Source organism: Rossellomorea oryzaecorticis, from assembly GCF_038405515.1.
Taxonomy (GTDB): Bacteria; Bacillota; Bacilli; order Bacillales; family Bacillaceae_B; genus Rossellomorea; species Rossellomorea oryzaecorticis_A.
Map to the genome: position 1 here is coordinate 69,380 of NZ_JBBYAF010000011.1, position 18,987 is coordinate 88,366.

Here is an 18,987-nt window from a genome sequence, read left to right on the forward strand (position 1 = left end):
AGGGTGCTTGTATCCTCGATTCATAAGCAGAGAATAAATAGAAAAAGCTCCCGTCAGAAAACGACATTTCTCCCGGGAGCGCTCTTTTGATTATTTTTTTAAAATTCCTTCTTCACCTAGAACTGCCTCCATACCCTTGCGTCCTTCGTGGAGGACGGATTTCTTCCATTCTTCACTTAATGGGTAAAACATCTCCCTGAACTCGGCGAGGATCCAATCCCTATCACCCTCGTTTTCCGCTCCTTCCCAGTACAGCCGGTTTTCAAGTACGATCGTCATAAACTCTCGTAATTCTGCTTGTTTACCAGTTCCGAACGTTCCAAATTCAAAGAGGGCAGAGAATAGATAGTTTGTTGAATATTGCTCGTTTTTTAATTTATGGAAGTGGTTGGTCGAATCACCTTTCACTTTTTCGGGTGTAAATTTTTGGATATTATTCAAGTCGTATTTTGCATTTAGTTCCTCTTCACCTCGTTCATCTTCAGAGGAAACGACCATGGTAATCTCATTGGTCGGGCCTAGGGCGGTGTGCCAATCCATATGGATAACGCGCGGATAGTCGGATAATAGCTGGTTTTGTATCTTTTTCAGGAAAATTGCCGTTTCTTCCTCTTTTTCGCCTCCATAATAGACGCCGCGTTCATATTCAAACTGTCCCATACCCTTAGCTTCTTTAATGGCACTGTAGCCCTCTTCGGCCAACGCTTTAACCAACTGAGCCTGAAGCTTCATTTTCTCTTGTGATAGGTCCGTTATTTTTCCATCAGGAAGGAAAAGTTCGCTTTCTTTTTCATAGTTCTTGTTCACATCCTCGGGCACACTGGAACGGTTATACAAGTAATTTCGATTTAAGTCGACATTATTCTCGGTCACTCGTCTAAAGTTTTTCATCCCCCAAGGGTTTAGGGCATGGATGAAACAGATGCCCGTGGTCTCGGGATCGACATGGTGCAAGTATTCATCGACAAACAACTGAATCATTGCAGCTCCTGCATATCCTTCAATCCCGTGCTCACCCGTCGTGAAGAATAACACTTGCTCATTGGTTTTTGTTGCTTTCGAGGAAATCATATCGATTGTATTGTCTGCTTCTTTACCGATGGATACCGTCGTCAGCTCCGCATCCGGCCATTTATCCTTTATTTCAGACAGGTGTCCACGAAATGATCTTCTCGATTGTTCATAATCTGCTGGAAAATACTGATTTAGTTCCTTCATTTGATCATCACCTTAATCTATGTTTTTTTATTCAGCTTTTCTCATCATTTTTTTGTTTCCTTACCTTTTCCCGTTTTGCTTTTTCATAAACAGCTGTTATATGAGTGAATACCATTTTTTTCAAATGGTAGATTCGTAGAATTGGAGAATAAAATAGTACTATTTTTCATGAAAATAATGGATGTTTACATTTTTGTATACTTGTGTACATTTTCGTACACAATTGTAAACAAATATGTGTACAAGTATACAAATGTGTGTACATGTTGTTATATAAATATGTGTACAGTTTTGTATACAGATATACATAAATGTATACAAATAGGACTAACATTACAGTTGTGTGATAGAGTTGAAAGTAGGATTGACCACAAGTGCGAAGTGATTTAATCTTTGATTAAGAGTTTAAATTTTTGATAAATTTTTACTTATATGAAAGGATGATTTTTTTGACGAACTCTCGAATTGCTGCAATTGATGTAGGTAATGATTCTCTTAAAGGTATTTTTGGAAAGTTGGATAGTGAACTGAATATCCCGAACGTGATTGCACGAGACATTGAAGATCGTCCGATTATCGGAATCGAGGAGCTGGACAAGCAAGATCCTCTAGATGGTATACATATTCGTGTCCACTCCCCTGCCCTTCAGGACAACAATGCGATTTATCGTGTAGGTAACTTAGCGACGAAAAGCAATAACTCGACTGAATTGGATCCGGGAAGCAGTAAATCAGAAGAAGATCAAACGCTGATCATGCTGTTTGCTTCTCTGGCTCTGGATGCAGCTGAACAGGATTCACTTTTTAAAAAGAATAATAATGTCATAGAAGCAAACTACACTCTTGGTACTGGTCTTCCGCTTCGTGAAGTAAAAGAAGGTAAGGATGTCGGCTACCGTTCTAAGCTTCTTGGATCTGTGCATCAGGTCGAATTTCTTGTAACACCGCGCCATCAAGGAATCAAAGTAAACATTAAATTTGATGAAGTGAAAGTATATCCAGAAGGATTCGCAGCCTTCATCAATCTTGTGATGGACAATAATGGGAACATCATCAATAAAGATCTGATTGACAAGCGCATCTTGATTCAGGATATCGGAGGTCTTTCAACGGATATCGCCGTGATCAAGAACCGTAAAGTAGATGACGACAAAGCACAAGGTTTCAATCTGGGCGTATCTGAATCACTTGAATGGATCCGTGAAGAAATCCGTTCGAAATACGGCATCGAGCTTGACAGCCGTCGTGATGTAGTGGAAATCATCACGAAGAAAAACGACCGCAATCACATCATGGTCAAAGGAAGCCGTACAAGCGTGCATGAAATCGTTGACCGTATCCTTGTTGAACTTGCAAAGAAACAATACCGCCACCTTCGCAATATGTGGCAAAAGAACTCACAGACAGAAATCTGCTACTTCATCGGGGGCGGATCAAGCGTTCTGAAAGAGTATATCAAGACGCTCAACAACAATCTTGACGGCTACAATATCGATTTCTTTGAAGATGAAAATGAGAGCATTTGGATGATGGCGAATGCGTATTACAAATTAATCGCTGATTTCTCAAGAAAGAATCAAAAGCACGATCATAAAAAAGAAGACGAGAAAAAATTAGCGAAAACCAAATAGGGTGATTATATGAAAGAAAAGGGGATGTCAAGGGGGCAGCCGATCACATTTCGAATCCCCTCTGATACACCTGATCACATACTGAAGCATTTGCAGAAGCTCAAGGAAACGGAGAAGCGAAATTTTTCCGGTAAAATCGCGGAGCTTGTTGTAAGTGGTGTCAATGATTCAGTTTTGAAGCAGCGTGAAGCGATTACCATCCCGCTGCCGAGGGCGCTGGAGAAGTCCCAGCGCGACTGGTTGAAGCATGAGCACTCCGAGGCATTGTTGGGAAGTATCGTGTATCAGTTATTAACAAATCCTGTTCGAACCGCTTCCCTGTTGGCCTCATTGAGCAGCAGTGCGTTAGATATAGATGAAGCGCTGTATCTTCAAGAGGAAACTGCAGCAGGAAAGGACTCCGACTCCAAGCGGGAATGGTCGATCGATTCTGTCATTGATGATCAGCCCGAGGAGCCGGAAGTGGAAGAACGGAAGCATTCAACAGATGAAGACCTTGATGATTTTGATTGGGAAAGTGCCATGAAATCACAAGATGGTGAAGAAAAAGAAGAACCGAAGGAAGAAAGCATGGAAGACTTGCTTGGTGACTTCCTTTCACAGATGAATAAATAATCGAAGGCCCGTCCCTCGCTGCTTTAAAGTGGTGAAGGGCAGGCCTTTCTTTATTGTTAGTGGTCTGTGTGGGCATTTTCTTCTTCATCGGGATTTCGATTTCTAAGGAAGAAGTGTTCACCTGCGAAGATGGAAATCATAAATGCGATTGATACACCGACTACAAGCAGGTCTGATTGTGCTTTAACCCAAACGAATGCTGCCAAGACAATGGCGTCGAGGACGAGTGCAGTCAGGACGATGACTGGATTGGCGTTTACTTTGTTCCTGAGATGCTTATAGACGCCCCAATGGACCATCATATCCATGACCAGGTAGAGAATCGCTCCCATTGATGCAATCCTGCTTAAATCAAAGAAGATGGTGAGGACCATTGCCGCAACGATTGTATAGACGAGCGTGTGCTTTTGGATCCGGCCCGGCATCCCGAAATGCTTATGCGGGATCAATTTCATATCTGTCAGCATGGCAAGCATGCGGGAAACGGCGAACACACTAGCGATGATGCCTGTTATGGTTGCGATGATCGCGATAATGACGGTAAACCAAAGTCCTGCATCACCAAATGCCGGTCTGGCCGCTTCCGCAAGTGCATAATCCTTCGCTTTGATGATTTCTGTCAGCGATAAGTTACTTGAAACAGCCCATGCCAGCAGTAAGTAGACCGCCAGACTGATCAAAATCGAAATCGTAATCGCTCTCCCGACATTCTTCTTCGGCTGCTTGATTTCCGATCCGCTGTTTGTAATGGTCGTAAATCCTTTGAAGGATAAAATTGTTAACGCAACTGCTGCAATATAACTTGCCATAGATGGGTCGGGTGGGTTCGCTCCCCCTTCTGCCGGTTGAAAAGTGAATCCAACAACCCATAACCCGGCAATCGCGAATACGGCCAAGCCTGCAATCTTTACCAGTGAAGCAATACCTGTAAAGGTCTGGATGAAGCTGTTACCCGAAATGTTCACAAGAAAAGCAAACGTCAATAAGCCCACACCCAATAAGGGAATGAGGTAATTAGACTGCTCCCCGTCGACCAGCTGCAGCGTATAGGTACCGAACGTCCTCGCTACAAGGCTCTGATTGATGACCATCGAGAAAGCCATCAAAAGCGCTGCCGAAGCCGTTAACGTCCCCTTCCCGTATGCCTTCACCAAATACATACCAATTCCGCCGGCTGACGGATATTCATTACTCATTTTTACATAAGAATAAGCGCTGAACCCGGTCACAATTCCCCCGGCAATAAAAATAAGCGGGAACCAGGTGCCAGAAAGTTCAGCTACCTGACCGAGCAGTGCGAATATCCCCGCACTGATCATCACCCCGGTACCGAGCCCGACTGCACCGGTCAGCGTTATACTATCTTTTTTATAATCTGAATTAGACATTTTTCCACCTCACTAGTTAGAATTTCTTGTGTTTGTAATTTGTATACCCCCAGAGTATGCAATTTAAATGCAGAAATCGTTATTTAAAAAAGACTCTGGGTATAAATACAAGAAAGGAGTGAACTTAAATGCCGGTAAATCTCAAACGAGCATACGAAGATAAATCTGAACAAGACGGCGTTCGCGTACTCGTCGACAGACTGTGGCCTCGTGGAAAATCGAAAAAAGACCTGGGGATTGATCGCTGGATTAAACAAGTGGCCCCCTCCCCCGATTTGCGCAAATGGTTCGATCACGACCCCGATAAATTTGATGAATTCAAAGAGAAATATAAAGATGAACTGCATAATGATGAAGATAAAATGGAAGCCCTGGAAGAGCTGAAGCAGATCGTGAAAGAAGAGAATAAAGAAGTGAGCCTGATATACGGAGCAAAAGATGAAAAGTATAACCATGCCGTAGTTTTAAAGGAAATCCTCGATCGACAACAGGTTTAGGGAGAAAAATTCTGAGACTCAGTGGCTGAGCGTTGAACGTTTTGTAGTGAAGAAACGGGCAGTCTTGTTTAGCAGAAGGAGTGAAAATAACTAGGTTTTATCGATAGTATTAAATTCTTTTTGATAATAAGTAGCGTGTTGCGATAATATAAATCCTCTTCAAACACTTTTCGATAATAAAATGGCCGATTTCGATAATATACTTTAAGAATTCGATAATAAAACTTCGATTTTCGATAATAAATCTAAAAATGAACTTCGTAAATCAATTTTTTCTTTCAAATTGAATACCTTTACCACTAAAAAATCTTTAAAACCTCATAGGAAAGAATGAAAATCCAGAAAATCATGTTTTCAAGGTAGATTATCAGTAAAATTGCTCTGATAATGTTGGTTGCTCATTTAACTATTTCCAGCTGTTGATTGGAGTGCAAGACGAAGACTCCTGCGGGAAAAATAGCTGATGTGAGACCTGTCCAGTTCTGGGGCTTATAGGCACATGTCATAAGTCAACTCATCCAAGAACACCTTCGTTGGCGATTCGCCATATGCCACCCGCCTCTGAGCAAAGACCCTCCGCTTTTCTTTCCCACAGGCAGCGCCGAGGAGGCTCACGGGTCACCCGCGGAAAGCGAAGTCTTGCACGGAAATCAACAGCGGTGATTAAAGTACAACCTATATTAAGAAGCCTCAACGGAAAGCCCCACACCATTTTTTTTTAAAAAACTACCCCTGAAACAAAACTCATTCAAATGTAATCATTTTGTCTTAATTGTTTTGTGTTCCATCAATTTCTTGTGAAAATCGTTGAATTTCCAGACTTCCATTTGTTACAAAACCAACGTTACTTAGTCAAACATGTATAAAAAATTCCAGTTAATTTCAAGTATTACCCACACCAGGTTTTGAGGGTATCGGATCGAGGTAAACATGGAGTAAACCAAATAGCAACTCTCATTCAATTTGACCTTTGACAGCGTTTTGATGATGAACCAGATAACTTCCATTAAGAGAGGAGTGAAAGGATGAGTATTCAAAAGACTACGGATAGTTCCAGTCTGGCAGAAGTAATTGACAGGATTTTAGACAAAGGAATTGTAATTGATGCATTTGCAAGAGTGTCACTTGTAGGAATTGAAATTCTTACAGTCGAAGCAAGAGTGGTCATTGCAAGTGTGGATACTTGGCTGCGTTATGCAGAAGCAGTCGGCCTCCTCCGTGATGAGGTTCAGGAAGAAGGTCTTGAAAATCAGCAAAATGAAAGAAAATCAGAATTCAGCATTTAATTAATAGAAATAAATTTTTGAGATAAATACATCTATAAGAAAAGAGGATGAAAGATGGCAGATAAGGAAAAGCAAGAAAAAAACAATAATCAGGAAGAAAAAAATAACCAGACAGAAACAAAAGATGGCGGACGCTCAGCGATGAATGTGAATTACGCCATCATCGGCGGAGTTGTCGGAGCAGGTGTCGGGTTGTTGAGTCATCCCGGCACGGGTAAAAAGGTGGTAGGCAGCCTCGGGAAATCTGAAGTCGTGCGCATGGCAGGGAACGAACTGCGCAGGTCTGCACAGGAATTCATTACTGAACAGGCACTTATTACGTTAAGGCAGACTGCTACCGGGTATATGAGCAAATACGAAAACGGGGGGCTATTGCCTTTCAATAAGAAAAAACAAGATGAAACAGCAGAACAGGAACAGGAAGAAAATTCGTCTTCCGCGCAAAACGACGAAATTGAAGAAATCAAAGAAGAAAACAAGAATCTGAATGAGCGATTGGAACGAATCGAAGAAATGCTCAGCAGCCTTGTAGAGTCAAAAAAGTAACGGTTCAACTTAAGTGGGCGTTTCCAAAGGGGGAATGACATGAGTAAGTCAGCAGCAAAAAAAGCAGCCGGTAAAATGGCTGAAACAATCGTTGAGTACACCCCTGAACCGGTCAAGGACAAAGTGAAAGACAAGGTGAAGGAAAAAGCCAAGGAAAAATTTGTGGAAGGCGTCCAGGACAAAGTTGAAGACGGTATTCAATCAAAAGGCAATGAGGCCGCTGAGAAGCTTCAAAAAGCGAAAGATAAAAACGCAGACAAGGTTCACACAAGAGCTGAGGAAGCAAAGGAAAAAGTACAGGACGTATTGCTTTCAGTGCGTGAGAAGTTAGGAAATGCCAAGGAAGCTGGTGAAGAATTTCAAGATAAAATCTCTTCATCGAATAAAGACAAGACGAAACTGAAGAGTGTTTCGGATATAAAGGGAGTAAGTGATATTAAGAGCTCCATGAACATTAAGAGCTCGACTGAAATCAAAAGCTCCACCAACATTAAATCATCGACAGACATCAAAACGATCAGTTCACGGTAAAAGCATCGAAGGGAGATTTTTTAAATGGCAATTCAAAAAACAACAGACAGTTCAAGTTTAGCAGAGGTTATTGACCGTATTTTGGATAAAGGGATCGTAATCGATGCCTTCGCACGGGTTTCAGTGGTCGGTATCGAAATATTAACAATTGAAGCACGTGTCGTAATCGCAAGTGTTGACACATGGTTGCGTTATGCAGAAGCAGTCGGATTGCTTCGCGATGACGTGGAAGAAAACGGCCTTGCCACTCAGAATAATGAAAGAAATTCTGAAAGAAGTTCACAATTTAGTATTTAAAGTTTGACCTAAAGGGGAAGTTAAAAAGGGGACCCGATCAGGGTCGCCGAGGTGATCCATTTCGGATCACCTTCTCCCTTTTTTTATGTCTAGAGTAAGGAGGTCCTTATGAAAATCAAAGAGATCATGGGAAATGTATCTGATTTCTTCAATGAACACGTGGCACCTGTCCACAAGATTACTTCAGTCGAAGTAAGAGAAGAAGAAGGCTGGCGTGTAATTGTGGAAGTAATTGAAGAAAAGGAATACATGAAGAAATATGCAAAGGACGAAATGCTGGGCACATACGAAGTACTTCTTGATAAAGACAAAGAAGTCACTTCGTTTAAACGCCTTGATGTTCGTTATAGAAGTGCGATTGGACAGGAAATGTAGCGGCAAGCGTCAGGAGGGAGAACCAACGTGACAGTCTTACGGAACAGTATCAAAAAAGACAGCAGGGCAATGATACAGGATGATGAGACGAAGGAGTTAATGACTCGTTCACTGCACTATCTGAAACTTGGTTACCCTGTACATTTTACAGGCCCCTCGGGAGCCGGGAAAACCTCCTTTGCGCTCGCTTTAGCCAAGAGAAGAAAACGGCCCGTCATGCTCATACACGGTAATCATGAACTAAATAATAGAGATTTAATCGGTGACTTTACGGGCTATACAAGCAAGAAGGTTGTCGACCAGTATATACGCTCCGTTTATAAAAAGGATGAAAGCGTAACAGAGACCTGGAGAGACGGCCGTCTGCTTGAAGCAGCTAAAAACGGCTATACACTGGTATACGATGAATTTACGAGATCGCAGCCAACCACGAATAATATCTTTTTATCCATTTTAGAAGAGGGAGTGATTCCTCTATACGGAACGAAATTAACAGAACCGTTTGTAAAGGTCCATCCGGAATTTTCAGTGATTTTCACCAGTAATCCGGCAGAATATGCAGGAGTCTACGATACACAGGATGCACTGTTGGACCGGATGATCACCATTCCGATCGATTTTATGGACAGTGAACGTGAAGCACTGATCGTATCAGAGAAAGCGGACTTGGTGATAGAAGAAGCGAAGACCATAACATCGATTGTCTCGCATTTACGTGAACAATGTACAAAGGAAAATGAACATGGGCCGAGCTTGCGTGCATCGTTGATGATAGCAAGGCTCGCCATTGAATTGGATATTCCCATAGACGGTGGAAATGAAGAATTTCAACGTTTGTGTATCGATATAACAGGAAACAGTATGAAACGAGGCATTGAAGCCGATAACCCGAGAGAAAAAGCGGAACAATTGATTATAGATGCATGCGAAAGCGTGAACCGATAAACAAAGGAGAGTCTTACTCATGAGCCAAGAGAATGGAATTTATGTATTTTGTGCAATTCAAACGGATAAAGAGGAAGAATTTGGAACGATCGAATTAGAAGGAGAAAAACGAGACGTTTTTACAATCAAGTATAAAGACGCAGCAATGGTTGCGGCCGAAGTTCCCATGAAAATCTATCACCCGAAGAAAGACAACCTGCTTATGCATCAGGAAACCGTTTCCGAAGTGATGAGCCAGAATGATACTGTTATTCCGATCAGCTTTGGTAATGTTTTTCAAAGCAAAGAGGATGTAGAGGCACTGCTTGAAAACCTTTACCCGCAGTTTGAAAAGCTCTTCCCTGCGATAAAAGGAAAGATTGAAATAGGACTTAAAGTGATCGGAAAGAAAGAATATCTTGAAAAAATGGTCAAAGAGAACCCTGAAATGGAGAAAATGTCTGCTTCCGTGAAAGGCAAATCAGAATCCGCAGCTTATTATGACCGCATCAAATTGGGCGGCATGGCTCAAAAGCTATTTACTTCCCTGCAAAATGAGATGAAGAAGGAAGTATTCGAGCCACTTGAAGAATCGGCTGAATCAGCGAAAGCAAATGAACCATCCAGTGAAACGATGCTACTGAATGCGGCATTCCTGATTGATCGGGATAAAGAGGAACTATTTGATCAAAAAGTGAATGAAGCACATGAAAAGTGGAAGGATAAGGTCGACTTTCATTACAGCGGACCATGGCCGGCGTATAACTTTGTCAACATCCGCTTAAAGGTAGAGGAAGCCGGATGATCCATAAATTGGTGAGTGCGCCAATTAATATGGTTATCAAAGTCGGTGAAAAGGTCAAAGAAGAAGCTGACAAAGAACTGTACGACCTTCCTACCATTCAGCAAAAGCTGATTCAGCTGCAAATGATGTATGAGCTGGGTGAAATACCTGAAGAAGCCTTTCAGGAAAAAGAAGACGAACTGCTGGCACGATATGAAATCGCGAAGCAGCGTGAGATGGAGCAATGGGAAGAATTGACGAAGAAGAAAGAATGAGGGTGAAAGAATGAGCGACTTACTTTATTTATATGGCTTGATCCCAACGAACGAAGCAAATGATCAATCGCTTCCCTCCGTAACGGGTTTTGATGGTGAAAGCGAGCTTTACACCATCGAAGTTGGTAATGTGACAGCCATCGTGTGCGATATAGATTCCGATAAACACTCGGAAGAAGATTTAAAGGATAAGATTGAAAATGATATGGAATGGCTGCAGGAGAAAGCCTTTCATCATCATGAAACCGTATTGATGGTGTCGAAAATGTACACCATCGTCCCTTTGAAATTCTGTACACTCTACAAAAGTGAGGACAGCTTAAAGAGCAGCGTCGAAAGTAATCGTAATAAGCTGCAATCCACCTTTTCAAAATTGAAGGGAAACGAAGAATGGAACCTGAAGATATTCTGCAACGACAAAGAGCTCAGGGAACAAGTGAGTGAAAGCAATCCAGCGATAGAAGAAAAAAGAAAAGAAATCAGCGAATTACCAAAAGGAAGACAATTCTTTGAAAAGAAGAAAATCGATCAGTTAATCGATCAGGAGCTTGAAAACGAAAAAAACCGGATCTGTGAAGAGGTCCATGAAAAGCTGAAAGAAAAGGCGCTTGAAGGCAGTGTGAAGAAAAATTGGGGCAAAGACGTCACCGGACGTCAGGAAAACATGGCCTGGAACAGTGTATTCCTGATTGCCGAGGATAAAGTGGATGACTTCATCGAAGAAGTGAATCGATATAAGGAAGAGCTCGAAAGCGCAGGCTGGAGTTTCGAAGCTTCCGGACCATGGCCTCCTTATCATTTCTCAAGTTTTTCATAAATTTGGCTGTTTCAAATAGGTCTTCCGAGGGAAATTAACCAGTATAAGATCGAATAGAAAGGGATTGTGCGCTATGACAGTGAGAGAATCGATTGAAAACAAAGAAATTGCACTCATAGATATTTTAGACGTGATTCTCGATAAAGGTGTAGCGATCAGAGGAGACCTTATGATTTCGATTGCAGGTGTCGATCTCGTCTATTTAGACCTTAGAGTATTAATTTCCTCGGTAGAAACGCTGGTACAGCATAAGAATGGCACACGGAAAGAGATTAACTCAGAAAAACTTGATAAAGAAAGGGAGGAATTGATTCATGCAACAGGTCAGCCAAACAAATGGACGTAGCAGGATCAACTTCGATTCAGATAATCCCGAGGATGGGTTGGCACAACTAGTCCTCACTGTCATTGAGTTAATAAGACAAATCGTGGAAAGACATGCCATGAGGCGTGTGGAAGGCGGTACACTGACAGATCAGCAGGTTGAGGATCTAGGAGTTGCCTTAATGAATCTTGAAGAAAAAATGGAAGAATTAAAAGAAATCTTTGGTCTCGATGCAGAAGACCTTAACATAGATCTCGGGCCTTTGGGAAGTTTAATGTAGCCTTCCCCTTGAGCCGAAGGAGGACAACTATATGCCTATGGAACATTCAATGCAGTCCAATACGATTGTGGATGTTTTAGAGAAAGTCTTGGATAAAGGGGTTGTCATCGCCGGGGATATCACGGTCGGGATAGCCGATGTGGAGCTCTTGACCATCAAAATCCGTTTAATCGTCGCTTCTGTCGATAAGGCAAAGGAAATCGGAATGGACTGGTGGGAAACAGATCCTTTCCTAAGTTCCAAAGCGGCTGATAACAATACAAAAGCACTTGAAGAAGAGAATAAAAAGTTACAGGAACGTCTTGAATCACTCGAGAAAAAGATGGACACAAATCGTTTAAAAACTACCAATCAATCAAACTAATCGGAGGTTTTAATCATGGCAGAGAAAAATACTAAAGTAGAAGACACTACAGTAGAAAATCAAGATAAGAAATCAACAAATGAGAAAAAGAAAAGAATGAGTGGTCCGATTAAACGTACAGTGGCAGGCAGTGTGCTAGGAGCAACAGTCGGCTACCTGGCTACTCCTGAAAACGGCAAGAGGCTTCTTGGTTCAATCGATCAGGAAAAATTGAAAAGCAAATCCCTGGACTTCGGGAAAGCCGCTAAAGAAAAATCAAGAAGTGCGGTGACATCGTTAAAATCTTCTACCTCAAACCTCTTCAAACGTGATAAAAATGAAGAGAATGAAACGGAAGAAGAAAACGAAACAACATTAAGCTCTGATTCCGATCAATCTGAGGAAGAAGAGACAAACGAGGAAAACAAGCAGGACAATGACTATGACTCTCTTAAACAAGAAAATGAACAACTTCAGGATCGACTTCAAAAATTAGAAGATATGTTAACAAAATTGACTGATGACAATGATGATACAGAAGACGATGAGGAAGAGGAAGAAGAAGAATCAAAAGCAAAGAACTCAACGAAATCATCTGACAAAAAAGCAGAGGAAAAAGAAGACGACTCGGACGAAGAGGATGAGGACGAAGAAGAAGAATCGAATGAGTCAACCAAAGCAGCTAAAAAAGAAAAAAATGAAGAAAACGATGAAGATGAGAATGAAGAAGATGATGATGAAGAGAATAAAGATGATAAGAAAAAAGGCAAGTCAAATTCATCTAAGAGCAAGAAGCGCTCTACACGCAAATCATCAAAATCCAAAAAATCATCTAAAAAAGAAGATGAAAATGATGACGAAGAAACTACACTTTCAAGTGATGACGACACATCTTCTTAAAAGACAGATAGAAGGGAGAAGTGAAAATGAGCTTAGAATCAGGTGCTAATAAAGATGCAATCCTGGAATTCTTTGTACAAGCAGCCAATAAGCATGATTTTACATTAGATATCACCCTGAATGTAAATGGAGCTGTCGTTACAGGCACACTCGTTTCAGCGAAAGACTACTTTGACGCACTAAGTGAAAACTTTGAAGACGGCAGCGATGTCGCTCAGAAGCTGAGTGAAGAACTAGCCAAAGCAAGTGAATCAGTAGAAGAAAGCGGCAGCAGCGAAGCGAATTTCATTCATTTGAAAAATACGAAAGTATACTGCGGAGACAGCAAGCCTACTCCATCCAAGGGAAAAATCCTCTGGAGAGGCAAGCTGAGCGAAGTGGACGGATTCTTCTTAGGGAAGATATCTGAGTCAAAGAGCAGCAGTAAATAAATGAATATCAGATATAAACAAACGCTCAGGGAGTTGTCTCTGGGCGTTTGTTTATGAGAAAAGGTTATACCCTTCTTTTACAATTCGTGCATCATTAGGGCAGCTTCAGGACGTGTTGGCATCCATTCATGTCCACCTCTTTAATTGTACTGACCTTAACCTTTTGGAAACTGATGTTGGACAAATGAATTCGGAGAGTCCCCGTCCCATACATAACCCATTTGATAGGCTTCGTACCGGAATCCCCTTTTCTGTAGAATAAATGGATATATCGAATAAAAAAGACCCTCGTCCCAGAAGGAGAGGGTCTTCAGCATGTTACTGATTTATGGTGATGGTCTCTGCTGAATTTGCTGGAACAGTTACCTCTATTTCAAGGTACTGTTTACCATCAGAAGGATAGTTTTGCTTGATTGTGCCATTTGAAGCTTTATATTTTCCTTCCTTCATGTAAATAGGCACGGTAACCGTCAGCGGTTTATCCAGTCGATTCGTGACGGTGGCCTCTTGAGAAGACGCACTTCCGTCGTTTGCATATTTATAGTCTGCCTCATAAGACATCACGCCGCCTTTCGTATCGCCGTTTTCATAAACAGGGATGGAATGACCCGATTCATCATAATGGTACGAGGAAATCTGTCCGTCATTTACGGTGAAATTCCTGAATCCTACCCAAGGCTTCCCTGTTAACTCGATGGCGGTTGTGGTCGTGTAAAGAATGCCGTCTTGTTTTGTGACGTTATCTATATGCGTATGACCGTGAAGACTCACGTTAACATGATTGTTTTTCATCACATCGATTAATTCCTGTGCATTTTCTCCATGCCATTGCTGGTCATACTTGATACCAAGCTTTTCACCAAGCAGCAATGTATCTAGACTTTGCGGGTTATTCTTCTCATCATATTGCTTCCAGTATTTTTGGACTTCGGGATCATCCTGCGGCCAAATTTCGCGGTCACGCCATAATGGATTGTGGTGAGAGAACAGACCTCTAATCTGACCTTTCTGTGCTGTTTCGGCATTCTTCTGCAGATCTTGTTTAACCCAATTCAATTGTTCTTCACGGATTTGTCCGCCCCATGTCGGAACAGAAACGGTTCCATGACCGCTGCGGTCGTATTTATGCCAATCAAATGAATTGTATCCAATGAAGTGAGCATATGGGCCGTAATCAAACGAAAAATATTGCGGACCGAAATACTTTTCCCAGTACTTCGCACCGTCGGCCAGCGTAGCATCCTGAGCATAGTAATCATGGTTACCAGGTACGATATAGACAGGGACATTCAGTTTTTGAAGCATTTTATAGGTTTCTTCATACTCATAGATATATTCCTGCGGGTTCATTTGGCCGTACATTAAGTCGCCGGTCACTACAACGAAGTCCGGATTCTTCAGGTTTACTTCTTTAATAGCTTTTTGCAAGTAAAGCCAGCGTTTTTCCGGATCTGGATTCCACATGCCTGCTTCCCTTGCCAGATCAGGGTCTGTAGAGGTTGGATCTTCAGGATCACCGAGGTTTCTAGGTGAACCGATATGAGTATCAGTTAGATGTAAGAAGGTGAAATCCTTCTTGTACCCGTCCACCACTTTAACAGAATGAGGCTGTTTATCTGTGATTCTTTGTCCGTTTCCTGTGTATGTCACTTCCAAATCATATAATTTTTCAGGTGTACCTTCTGGAATCTGCACTGTGACATCCTTTATAGAAGAGCTGTCCTTCCAATGGGATTGTCCTTCTTTGACGGATTGAACGGGTAATTCATATTCGCTGGTGAGTGAAGAGTGATTTGTTTGCTTAAGTTTAACGTTCCACTCTCCTGCTGTTTTGCCCTGTGTATCAATCTTCAGAGTGAGGGTTTCCCCCTTTTTCTTGATTGCCGGAGTGGCAAAGAGAGGGTAAAGAATTTGATTGACCTTTGAATCAACCGATATATTCGGTGCAGCATCCAGATAATTGGTGCTGTTACCGATTCCGCCGTCTCTTTCTCCCGCTGAGCTTATAGGGCTTTCGAGAGCTTCTACGGAAATCGGAATGAGGGATAATACAATAAGTAAGATTAAACCTTTGTTGAGCCAACTTTTCATCATGACTACCTCCTTTATTTGATTTTAGAGTAGCAAGCCATTGTAAATGGAATGTGGATTCTCTATTACAAAATAAATCTTCCAAAAAGTACTTGATATACAAATAATCTACTAGGAGAGTATGAAGTTTCTATTCGGGGAGGATGGGTTTTCTTTTCCCTTGTAACGGGTAAACATTACATAACAAAGGAGGTTGCCTTTTATGAAACGTTTAATTGGAAGATTGATCAAATGGGGACCTATCATTTACCCAATGTACAAAAAGTATCGGAATAAGAGAAGATCTCGTAAATTGATGACGTATTAAGATGGAAAAACAGCCTGCGGGCTGTTTTTTTGTTGGTTATTGGCTTGTCCTTAGGGGTTTTAACGTAAATGGCAGGTGTTTTGCTGATGCAGGGGGGGTGTTTTTTAAAGAGAGAAACGGGATATGATCCGTTTTGGAGATATATGATCCTAACTGAAATTTTATGATCCTGTTTCGGAATTTATGATCCTATCTCAAAAAATATGATCCTAATCCGTGATTTATGATCTTTTGAGAATCATTCTAATGAGCAGATTCACTTTTGGGAAACGGAATTCTAGATAATCTAAAAGCGTGCTGAACACCAGAAACGCCACAGCCGATCCAAGGTGCACCCCCCGATCCGCGAGCCACAAACTGCATAAAAAAACTCCCCGAGAGTCATCTCGGGGAGCTTTCCAAATCGTTTAAATTAATGAGATGTTCTTCTCATTCCTCTTAATAGCAAGCTTAGAAGGAATACGAAGATGATGGCTCCGATCAATGCTGGAATAATGGCAATTCCGGCGAGTGTCGGACCGAAGCTTCCCAGTAATTCACCGCCGATCCATGCACCGATGATACCGGCAATGATATTTCCGATGACTCCGCCTGGAACGTTTTTACCTAAAATTAGTCCGGCTAACCAGCCAATGATTCCTCCAACGATTAAATATAAGATGAATCCCATAATTATTACCTCCATTGTTTGTTTTTTACCAGAATTGTTATTAGTTTTGTAATTCCCGTTTTACGAGTATTTAAACCTTTAATAAGTAGTGACTTGGAAGATTTTTTGTAAAAAGTACATGATGTATTTAAATGCAGGGAGTTTGTCCTGATACTTTTCATACTTCACGGTATACGTGCCGTCTTCGTTGTTCCAAATCCGCTTGAAATGGTCATCAATGGTACGGATGAATTCGCTATCTGTAGTTGAGACGAGCTTGATGTTTTCCTCAAGGTTGTAGTCATCAAGGTTGCGTGACGTGTAATTCGTAGAGCCGCCGATGACGGTGGATTGCGTCTTTCCTTTTACATAGATGAATTTAGAATGATATTGTTCTTTGTTGGTGTCATACCAGCGGATGGTGATGTTCTCCTTGTTGAGGTTATGCAGCTCGGATGCGATCGGCAGGTTGGGGAGCCCGATTTTTTCCTGACCGAATGCGTTTTGGTTCGGGTCGAGCACTAACCTCACTTCAACCTTCCGCTCTGCTGCATCTTCGATAGCGTCAATGATATCGCGGTCGGCTAAGTAAAACATCCCAATCCAGATTTCATCCCCTTTTTCGGCTTCGTCCATCGCTTTGACGACGTGGTCCTGCACCTTACTTTCGGTGAGGATCTGTGCCTTCACAGGAGGGCCTTCCACCGAATCTTCAGGCTTGATCAGCCTGTCCAGCGATTCGTCTGTTGGAAAGGCACTTTCATCTCCATCGGAATAAGCAGCCACCGCTTTTTCGGCTTTTACCATGTCCTTCAGGATCTCACCCTTCACTTTGAAGGCGATATTCGAATGAAACCCGCTTGCGTCATGGGGATTGGCTGAAAGAATTAATCCGGTGTCCTCTGTGATAACCGTTTTCCGGTGGTTCGCTTTGACGTTCAGTAGTTTTAAATAAGACCGTGCAGTCACTTTTGGTGCTGATGGAGCCATCGGGTTAGGCAGCCAGCCGGTCCCTTCCTGCCCAAACCATCCGAGGGCAGCTCTCCAGACCCCTGAATAGATGATGTTCGGGTCGCGAAGCCGGTTTAAATCGGTATAGATGACTTCCGCCCCGAGCTTTTCGAGAGGTGCGATTTGATGAGCGGTATGTGAAGAATAGGTCGTATTGACGTGGTCTGTGATGAAGACGACTTTTAAGTCAGGATTTTTCTTCATTTGCTCCTGTATTTTCTTTGATAATTTTTCACTTAGTTTAGGATAAGGCCGTTTGCCGTCCGTATAACCGTTAACGAGAAAGAGGTCGAGGATGAGAAAATCGTCTGCTTCCTCAATGGTTTTGTAAACTTCATCAAAGATGGAGTGGTCATATACTTCCTTGCCATTCTTTTCATACGTAAGGTCGTACAAAAACTCAACGTTTTTTTGAGGAAGCGTGTAAACGTCTCCTTCAAAAGATATGCCCTGCGGTAAAGGTTTGACCCGGTGGTATAGCATGATTGCTGCAAGAATAAGGATGACTGCACCGCCGATCCACCATTGTTTCTTTTGATACCATTTTTGCTTCTTTTTCAATTGAATTCCCCTGTTCTTCTATTTTTTCTTACTATACCCTTTACAGTGGGAAAAGAATCCTATTTGAAAAGGGTGGATGAAAATAATAGAAGGTGTTGGTGAAGGCTATCAGTTTGTTAATAAGGAAATCTCCTTTATCATAAGGATAAGAACTATCTAAACAGGTTGTGAGGAGGAAGTAGATATGACAAAGCCGATGATAAAAGCATTCGTATTCGATGCCTATGGTACGCTGTTCGATGTTCATTCGGTCATTGAAAAATGCAATGATTTGTTTCCCGGCAAAGGGGATACAATCAGTGGGATCTGGAGGCAGAAGCAGCTGGAATACAGCTTTTTACGACAGTTGATGGGAAAATATATGACATTCTTTGAGATAACCAGGGATGCCCTCTATTATGCTTGCAAGGAGGCGGAGGCCGAGCTTACGGACGAAACGGAAAAAGAATTGATTGATTCTTATCTGAAGCTTCAGCATTATGAAGAAACGGAAGAGGTGTTGAAGAAGCTGGAGTCCTATCAAACGGCGATTTTCTCCAACGGTTCATTTGATATGCTTTCTCCATTAGTCGAACAATCCCCTTTTGCTTCCCTGCTCGATGAAGTGCTTTCTGTGGATGAAGTGAAGCAGTTCAAACCGACGCCGATGTCTTACCAGCTGGTCCTTGATAAGCTTGGTGTCAGAAGGGAAGAGGTCCTCTTTATGTCTTCGAATACATGGGACATTGCAGGAGCTGCAAGCTTCGGCTTCTACACGGCGTGGATCAATCGCCAGGGAAAAGAAATGGACGAGCTGGGCGTCAAACCTCACTATGAATACGGAGATTTACGCGGGATACTGAATCATGCGGAATAAGTGAATGGACATCAGCCGCTTTGGCTGATGTCCATTTTTCATTTTTGAC

23 protein-coding genes are annotated in these 18,987 nt (G+C 42.0%); 18 read left to right on the top strand and 5 right to left on the bottom strand.

Going from position 1 to position 18,987, the window contains the following annotated elements; genetic code table 11:
* Window positions 1–90 precede the first annotated feature (90 nt).
* The gene (locus tag AAEO50_RS07610; RefSeq protein WP_341982137.1) at window positions 91–1,218 is read right to left on the bottom strand and encodes a M14 family metallopeptidase; all 1,128 of its coding nucleotides are present in this window, start codon (window positions 1,216–1,218) and stop codon (window positions 91–93) included.
* Between the two features lie 449 nt (window positions 1,219–1,667).
* On the opposite strand from AAEO50_RS07610, the gene AAEO50_RS07615 reads away from it, so the two are divergent.
* On the top strand, window positions 1,668–2,849 hold the full coding sequence (locus tag AAEO50_RS07615) for a ParM/StbA family protein (RefSeq protein WP_341982138.1): 1,182 nt from the start codon (window positions 1,668–1,670) through the stop codon (window positions 2,847–2,849).
* A gap of 9 nt (window positions 2,850–2,858) precedes the next feature.
* The gene (locus AAEO50_RS07620) at window positions 2,859–3,464 is read left to right on the top strand and encodes a hypothetical protein (protein WP_341982140.1); all 606 of its coding nucleotides are present in this window, start codon (window positions 2,859–2,861) and stop codon (window positions 3,462–3,464) included.
* A gap of 56 nt (window positions 3,465–3,520) precedes the next feature.
* Here the strand turns inward: AAEO50_RS07620 and AAEO50_RS07625 are convergent, their stop codons facing one another.
* A complete protein-coding gene (locus tag AAEO50_RS07625) occupies window positions 3,521–4,852 on the bottom strand; it encodes an APC family permease (protein ID WP_341982142.1) in 1,332 nt (443 codons plus the stop codon).
* A gap of 128 nt (window positions 4,853–4,980) precedes the next feature.
* Between AAEO50_RS07625 and AAEO50_RS07630 the strand changes: the two genes are divergently transcribed.
* The 15 genes from AAEO50_RS07630 to gvpU all read left to right on the top strand — a co-directional run bounded on the left by AAEO50_RS07630 (window position 4,981) and on the right by gvpU (window position 13,463).
* On the top strand, window positions 4,981–5,349 hold the full coding sequence (locus AAEO50_RS07630) for a DUF488 domain-containing protein (RefSeq protein WP_341982144.1): 369 nt from the start codon (window positions 4,981–4,983) through the stop codon (window positions 5,347–5,349).
* A gap of 1,025 nt (window positions 5,350–6,374) precedes the next feature.
* Window positions 6,375–6,635 carry a gas vesicle structural protein GvpA gene (gvpA, locus tag AAEO50_RS07635; protein ID WP_341982146.1) on the top strand — a complete coding sequence of 87 codons (261 nt, stop codon included), beginning with the start codon at window positions 6,375–6,377 and terminating at the stop codon, window positions 6,633–6,635.
* A gap of 54 nt (window positions 6,636–6,689) precedes the next feature.
* Window positions 6,690–7,181: a GvpT/GvpP family gas vesicle accessory protein gene (gene gvpT / locus AAEO50_RS07640; protein WP_341982148.1), complete on the top strand. Its 492-nt coding sequence runs from the start codon at window positions 6,690–6,692 to the stop codon at window positions 7,179–7,181.
* Window positions 7,182–7,220: 39 nt separating this feature from the next.
* The gene (gene gvpQ / locus AAEO50_RS07645) at window positions 7,221–7,712 is read left to right on the top strand and encodes a gas vesicle protein GvpQ (protein ID WP_341982150.1); all 492 of its coding nucleotides are present in this window, start codon (window positions 7,221–7,223) and stop codon (window positions 7,710–7,712) included.
* Window positions 7,713–7,736: 24 nt separating this feature from the next.
* Window positions 7,737–8,009, top strand: coding sequence for a gas vesicle protein GvpJ (gene gvpJ / locus AAEO50_RS07650; protein WP_341982152.1), 273 nt, complete (start codon window positions 7,737–7,739; stop codon window positions 8,007–8,009).
* Between the two features lie 108 nt (window positions 8,010–8,117).
* Window positions 8,118–8,384 carry a gas vesicle protein GvpO gene (gene gvpO / locus AAEO50_RS07655; RefSeq protein WP_341982154.1) on the top strand — a complete coding sequence of 89 codons (267 nt, stop codon included), beginning with the start codon at window positions 8,118–8,120 and terminating at the stop codon, window positions 8,382–8,384.
* Between the two features lie 27 nt (window positions 8,385–8,411).
* Window positions 8,412–9,329 (top strand): gas vesicle protein GvpN, encoded by a 918-nt coding sequence (gene gvpN, locus AAEO50_RS07660; RefSeq protein ID WP_341982156.1) that lies wholly within the window; start codon window positions 8,412–8,414, stop codon window positions 9,327–9,329.
* Window positions 9,330–9,348: 19 nt separating this feature from the next.
* Window positions 9,349–10,113, top strand: coding sequence for a GvpL/GvpF family gas vesicle protein (locus tag AAEO50_RS07665; protein ID WP_341982161.1), 765 nt, complete (start codon window positions 9,349–9,351; stop codon window positions 10,111–10,113).
* Entirely contained in the window at window positions 10,110–10,367 is a 258-nt protein-coding gene (locus AAEO50_RS07670; protein ID WP_175989914.1) for a gas vesicle protein GvpG, read from the top strand. The genes AAEO50_RS07665 and AAEO50_RS07670 overlap by 4 nt, the downstream gene beginning before the upstream one ends.
* Before the next feature lie 10 nt (window positions 10,368–10,377).
* Window positions 10,378–11,184: a GvpL/GvpF family gas vesicle protein gene (locus AAEO50_RS07675; RefSeq protein WP_341982165.1), complete on the top strand. Its 807-nt coding sequence runs from the start codon at window positions 10,378–10,380 to the stop codon at window positions 11,182–11,184.
* A 73-nt stretch (window positions 11,185–11,257) separates the two neighbouring features.
* Window positions 11,258–11,530: a gas vesicle protein gene (locus AAEO50_RS07680; protein WP_341982167.1), complete on the top strand. Its 273-nt coding sequence runs from the start codon at window positions 11,258–11,260 to the stop codon at window positions 11,528–11,530.
* Window positions 11,499–11,789 carry a gas vesicle protein K gene (locus AAEO50_RS07685; protein WP_341982170.1) on the top strand — a complete coding sequence of 97 codons (291 nt, stop codon included), beginning with the start codon at window positions 11,499–11,501 and terminating at the stop codon, window positions 11,787–11,789. Before AAEO50_RS07680 ends, AAEO50_RS07685 begins: the two co-directional genes overlap by 32 nt.
* 31 nt (window positions 11,790–11,820) lie before the next feature.
* On the top strand, window positions 11,821–12,153 hold the full coding sequence (gene gvpJ, locus AAEO50_RS07690) for a gas vesicle protein (protein WP_341982171.1): 333 nt from the start codon (window positions 11,821–11,823) through the stop codon (window positions 12,151–12,153).
* Between the two features lie 15 nt (window positions 12,154–12,168).
* A complete protein-coding gene (gene gvpT / locus AAEO50_RS07695) occupies window positions 12,169–13,032 on the top strand; it encodes a GvpT/GvpP family gas vesicle accessory protein (protein ID WP_341982173.1) in 864 nt (287 codons plus the stop codon).
* A 26-nt stretch (window positions 13,033–13,058) separates the two neighbouring features.
* The gene (gene gvpU, locus AAEO50_RS07700; RefSeq protein WP_341982175.1) at window positions 13,059–13,463 is read left to right on the top strand and encodes a gas vesicle accessory protein GvpU; all 405 of its coding nucleotides are present in this window, start codon (window positions 13,059–13,061) and stop codon (window positions 13,461–13,463) included.
* Window positions 13,464–13,781: 318 nt separating this feature from the next.
* Here gvpU and AAEO50_RS07705 read toward each other — a convergent pair whose 3' ends face one another.
* The 3 genes from AAEO50_RS07705 to AAEO50_RS07715 form a co-directional block, all read right to left on the bottom strand.
* Window positions 13,782–15,554, bottom strand: a complete 1,773-nt coding sequence (locus AAEO50_RS07705) for a metallophosphoesterase (protein WP_341982177.1) — start codon at window positions 15,552–15,554, stop codon at window positions 13,782–13,784.
* A 719-nt stretch (window positions 15,555–16,273) separates the two neighbouring features.
* Entirely contained in the window at window positions 16,274–16,531 is a 258-nt protein-coding gene (locus AAEO50_RS07710; protein ID WP_341982179.1) for a GlsB/YeaQ/YmgE family stress response membrane protein, read from the bottom strand.
* A 78-nt stretch (window positions 16,532–16,609) separates the two neighbouring features.
* The gene (locus AAEO50_RS07715; RefSeq protein WP_341982181.1) at window positions 16,610–18,082 is read right to left on the bottom strand and encodes a phospholipase D family protein; all 1,473 of its coding nucleotides are present in this window, start codon (window positions 18,080–18,082) and stop codon (window positions 16,610–16,612) included.
* A gap of 184 nt (window positions 18,083–18,266) precedes the next feature.
* Between AAEO50_RS07715 and AAEO50_RS07720 the strand changes: the two genes are divergently transcribed.
* The gene (locus AAEO50_RS07720; protein ID WP_341982183.1) at window positions 18,267–18,938 is read left to right on the top strand and encodes a haloacid dehalogenase type II; all 672 of its coding nucleotides are present in this window, start codon (window positions 18,267–18,269) and stop codon (window positions 18,936–18,938) included.
* Window positions 18,939–18,987: the final 49 nt, after the last annotated feature.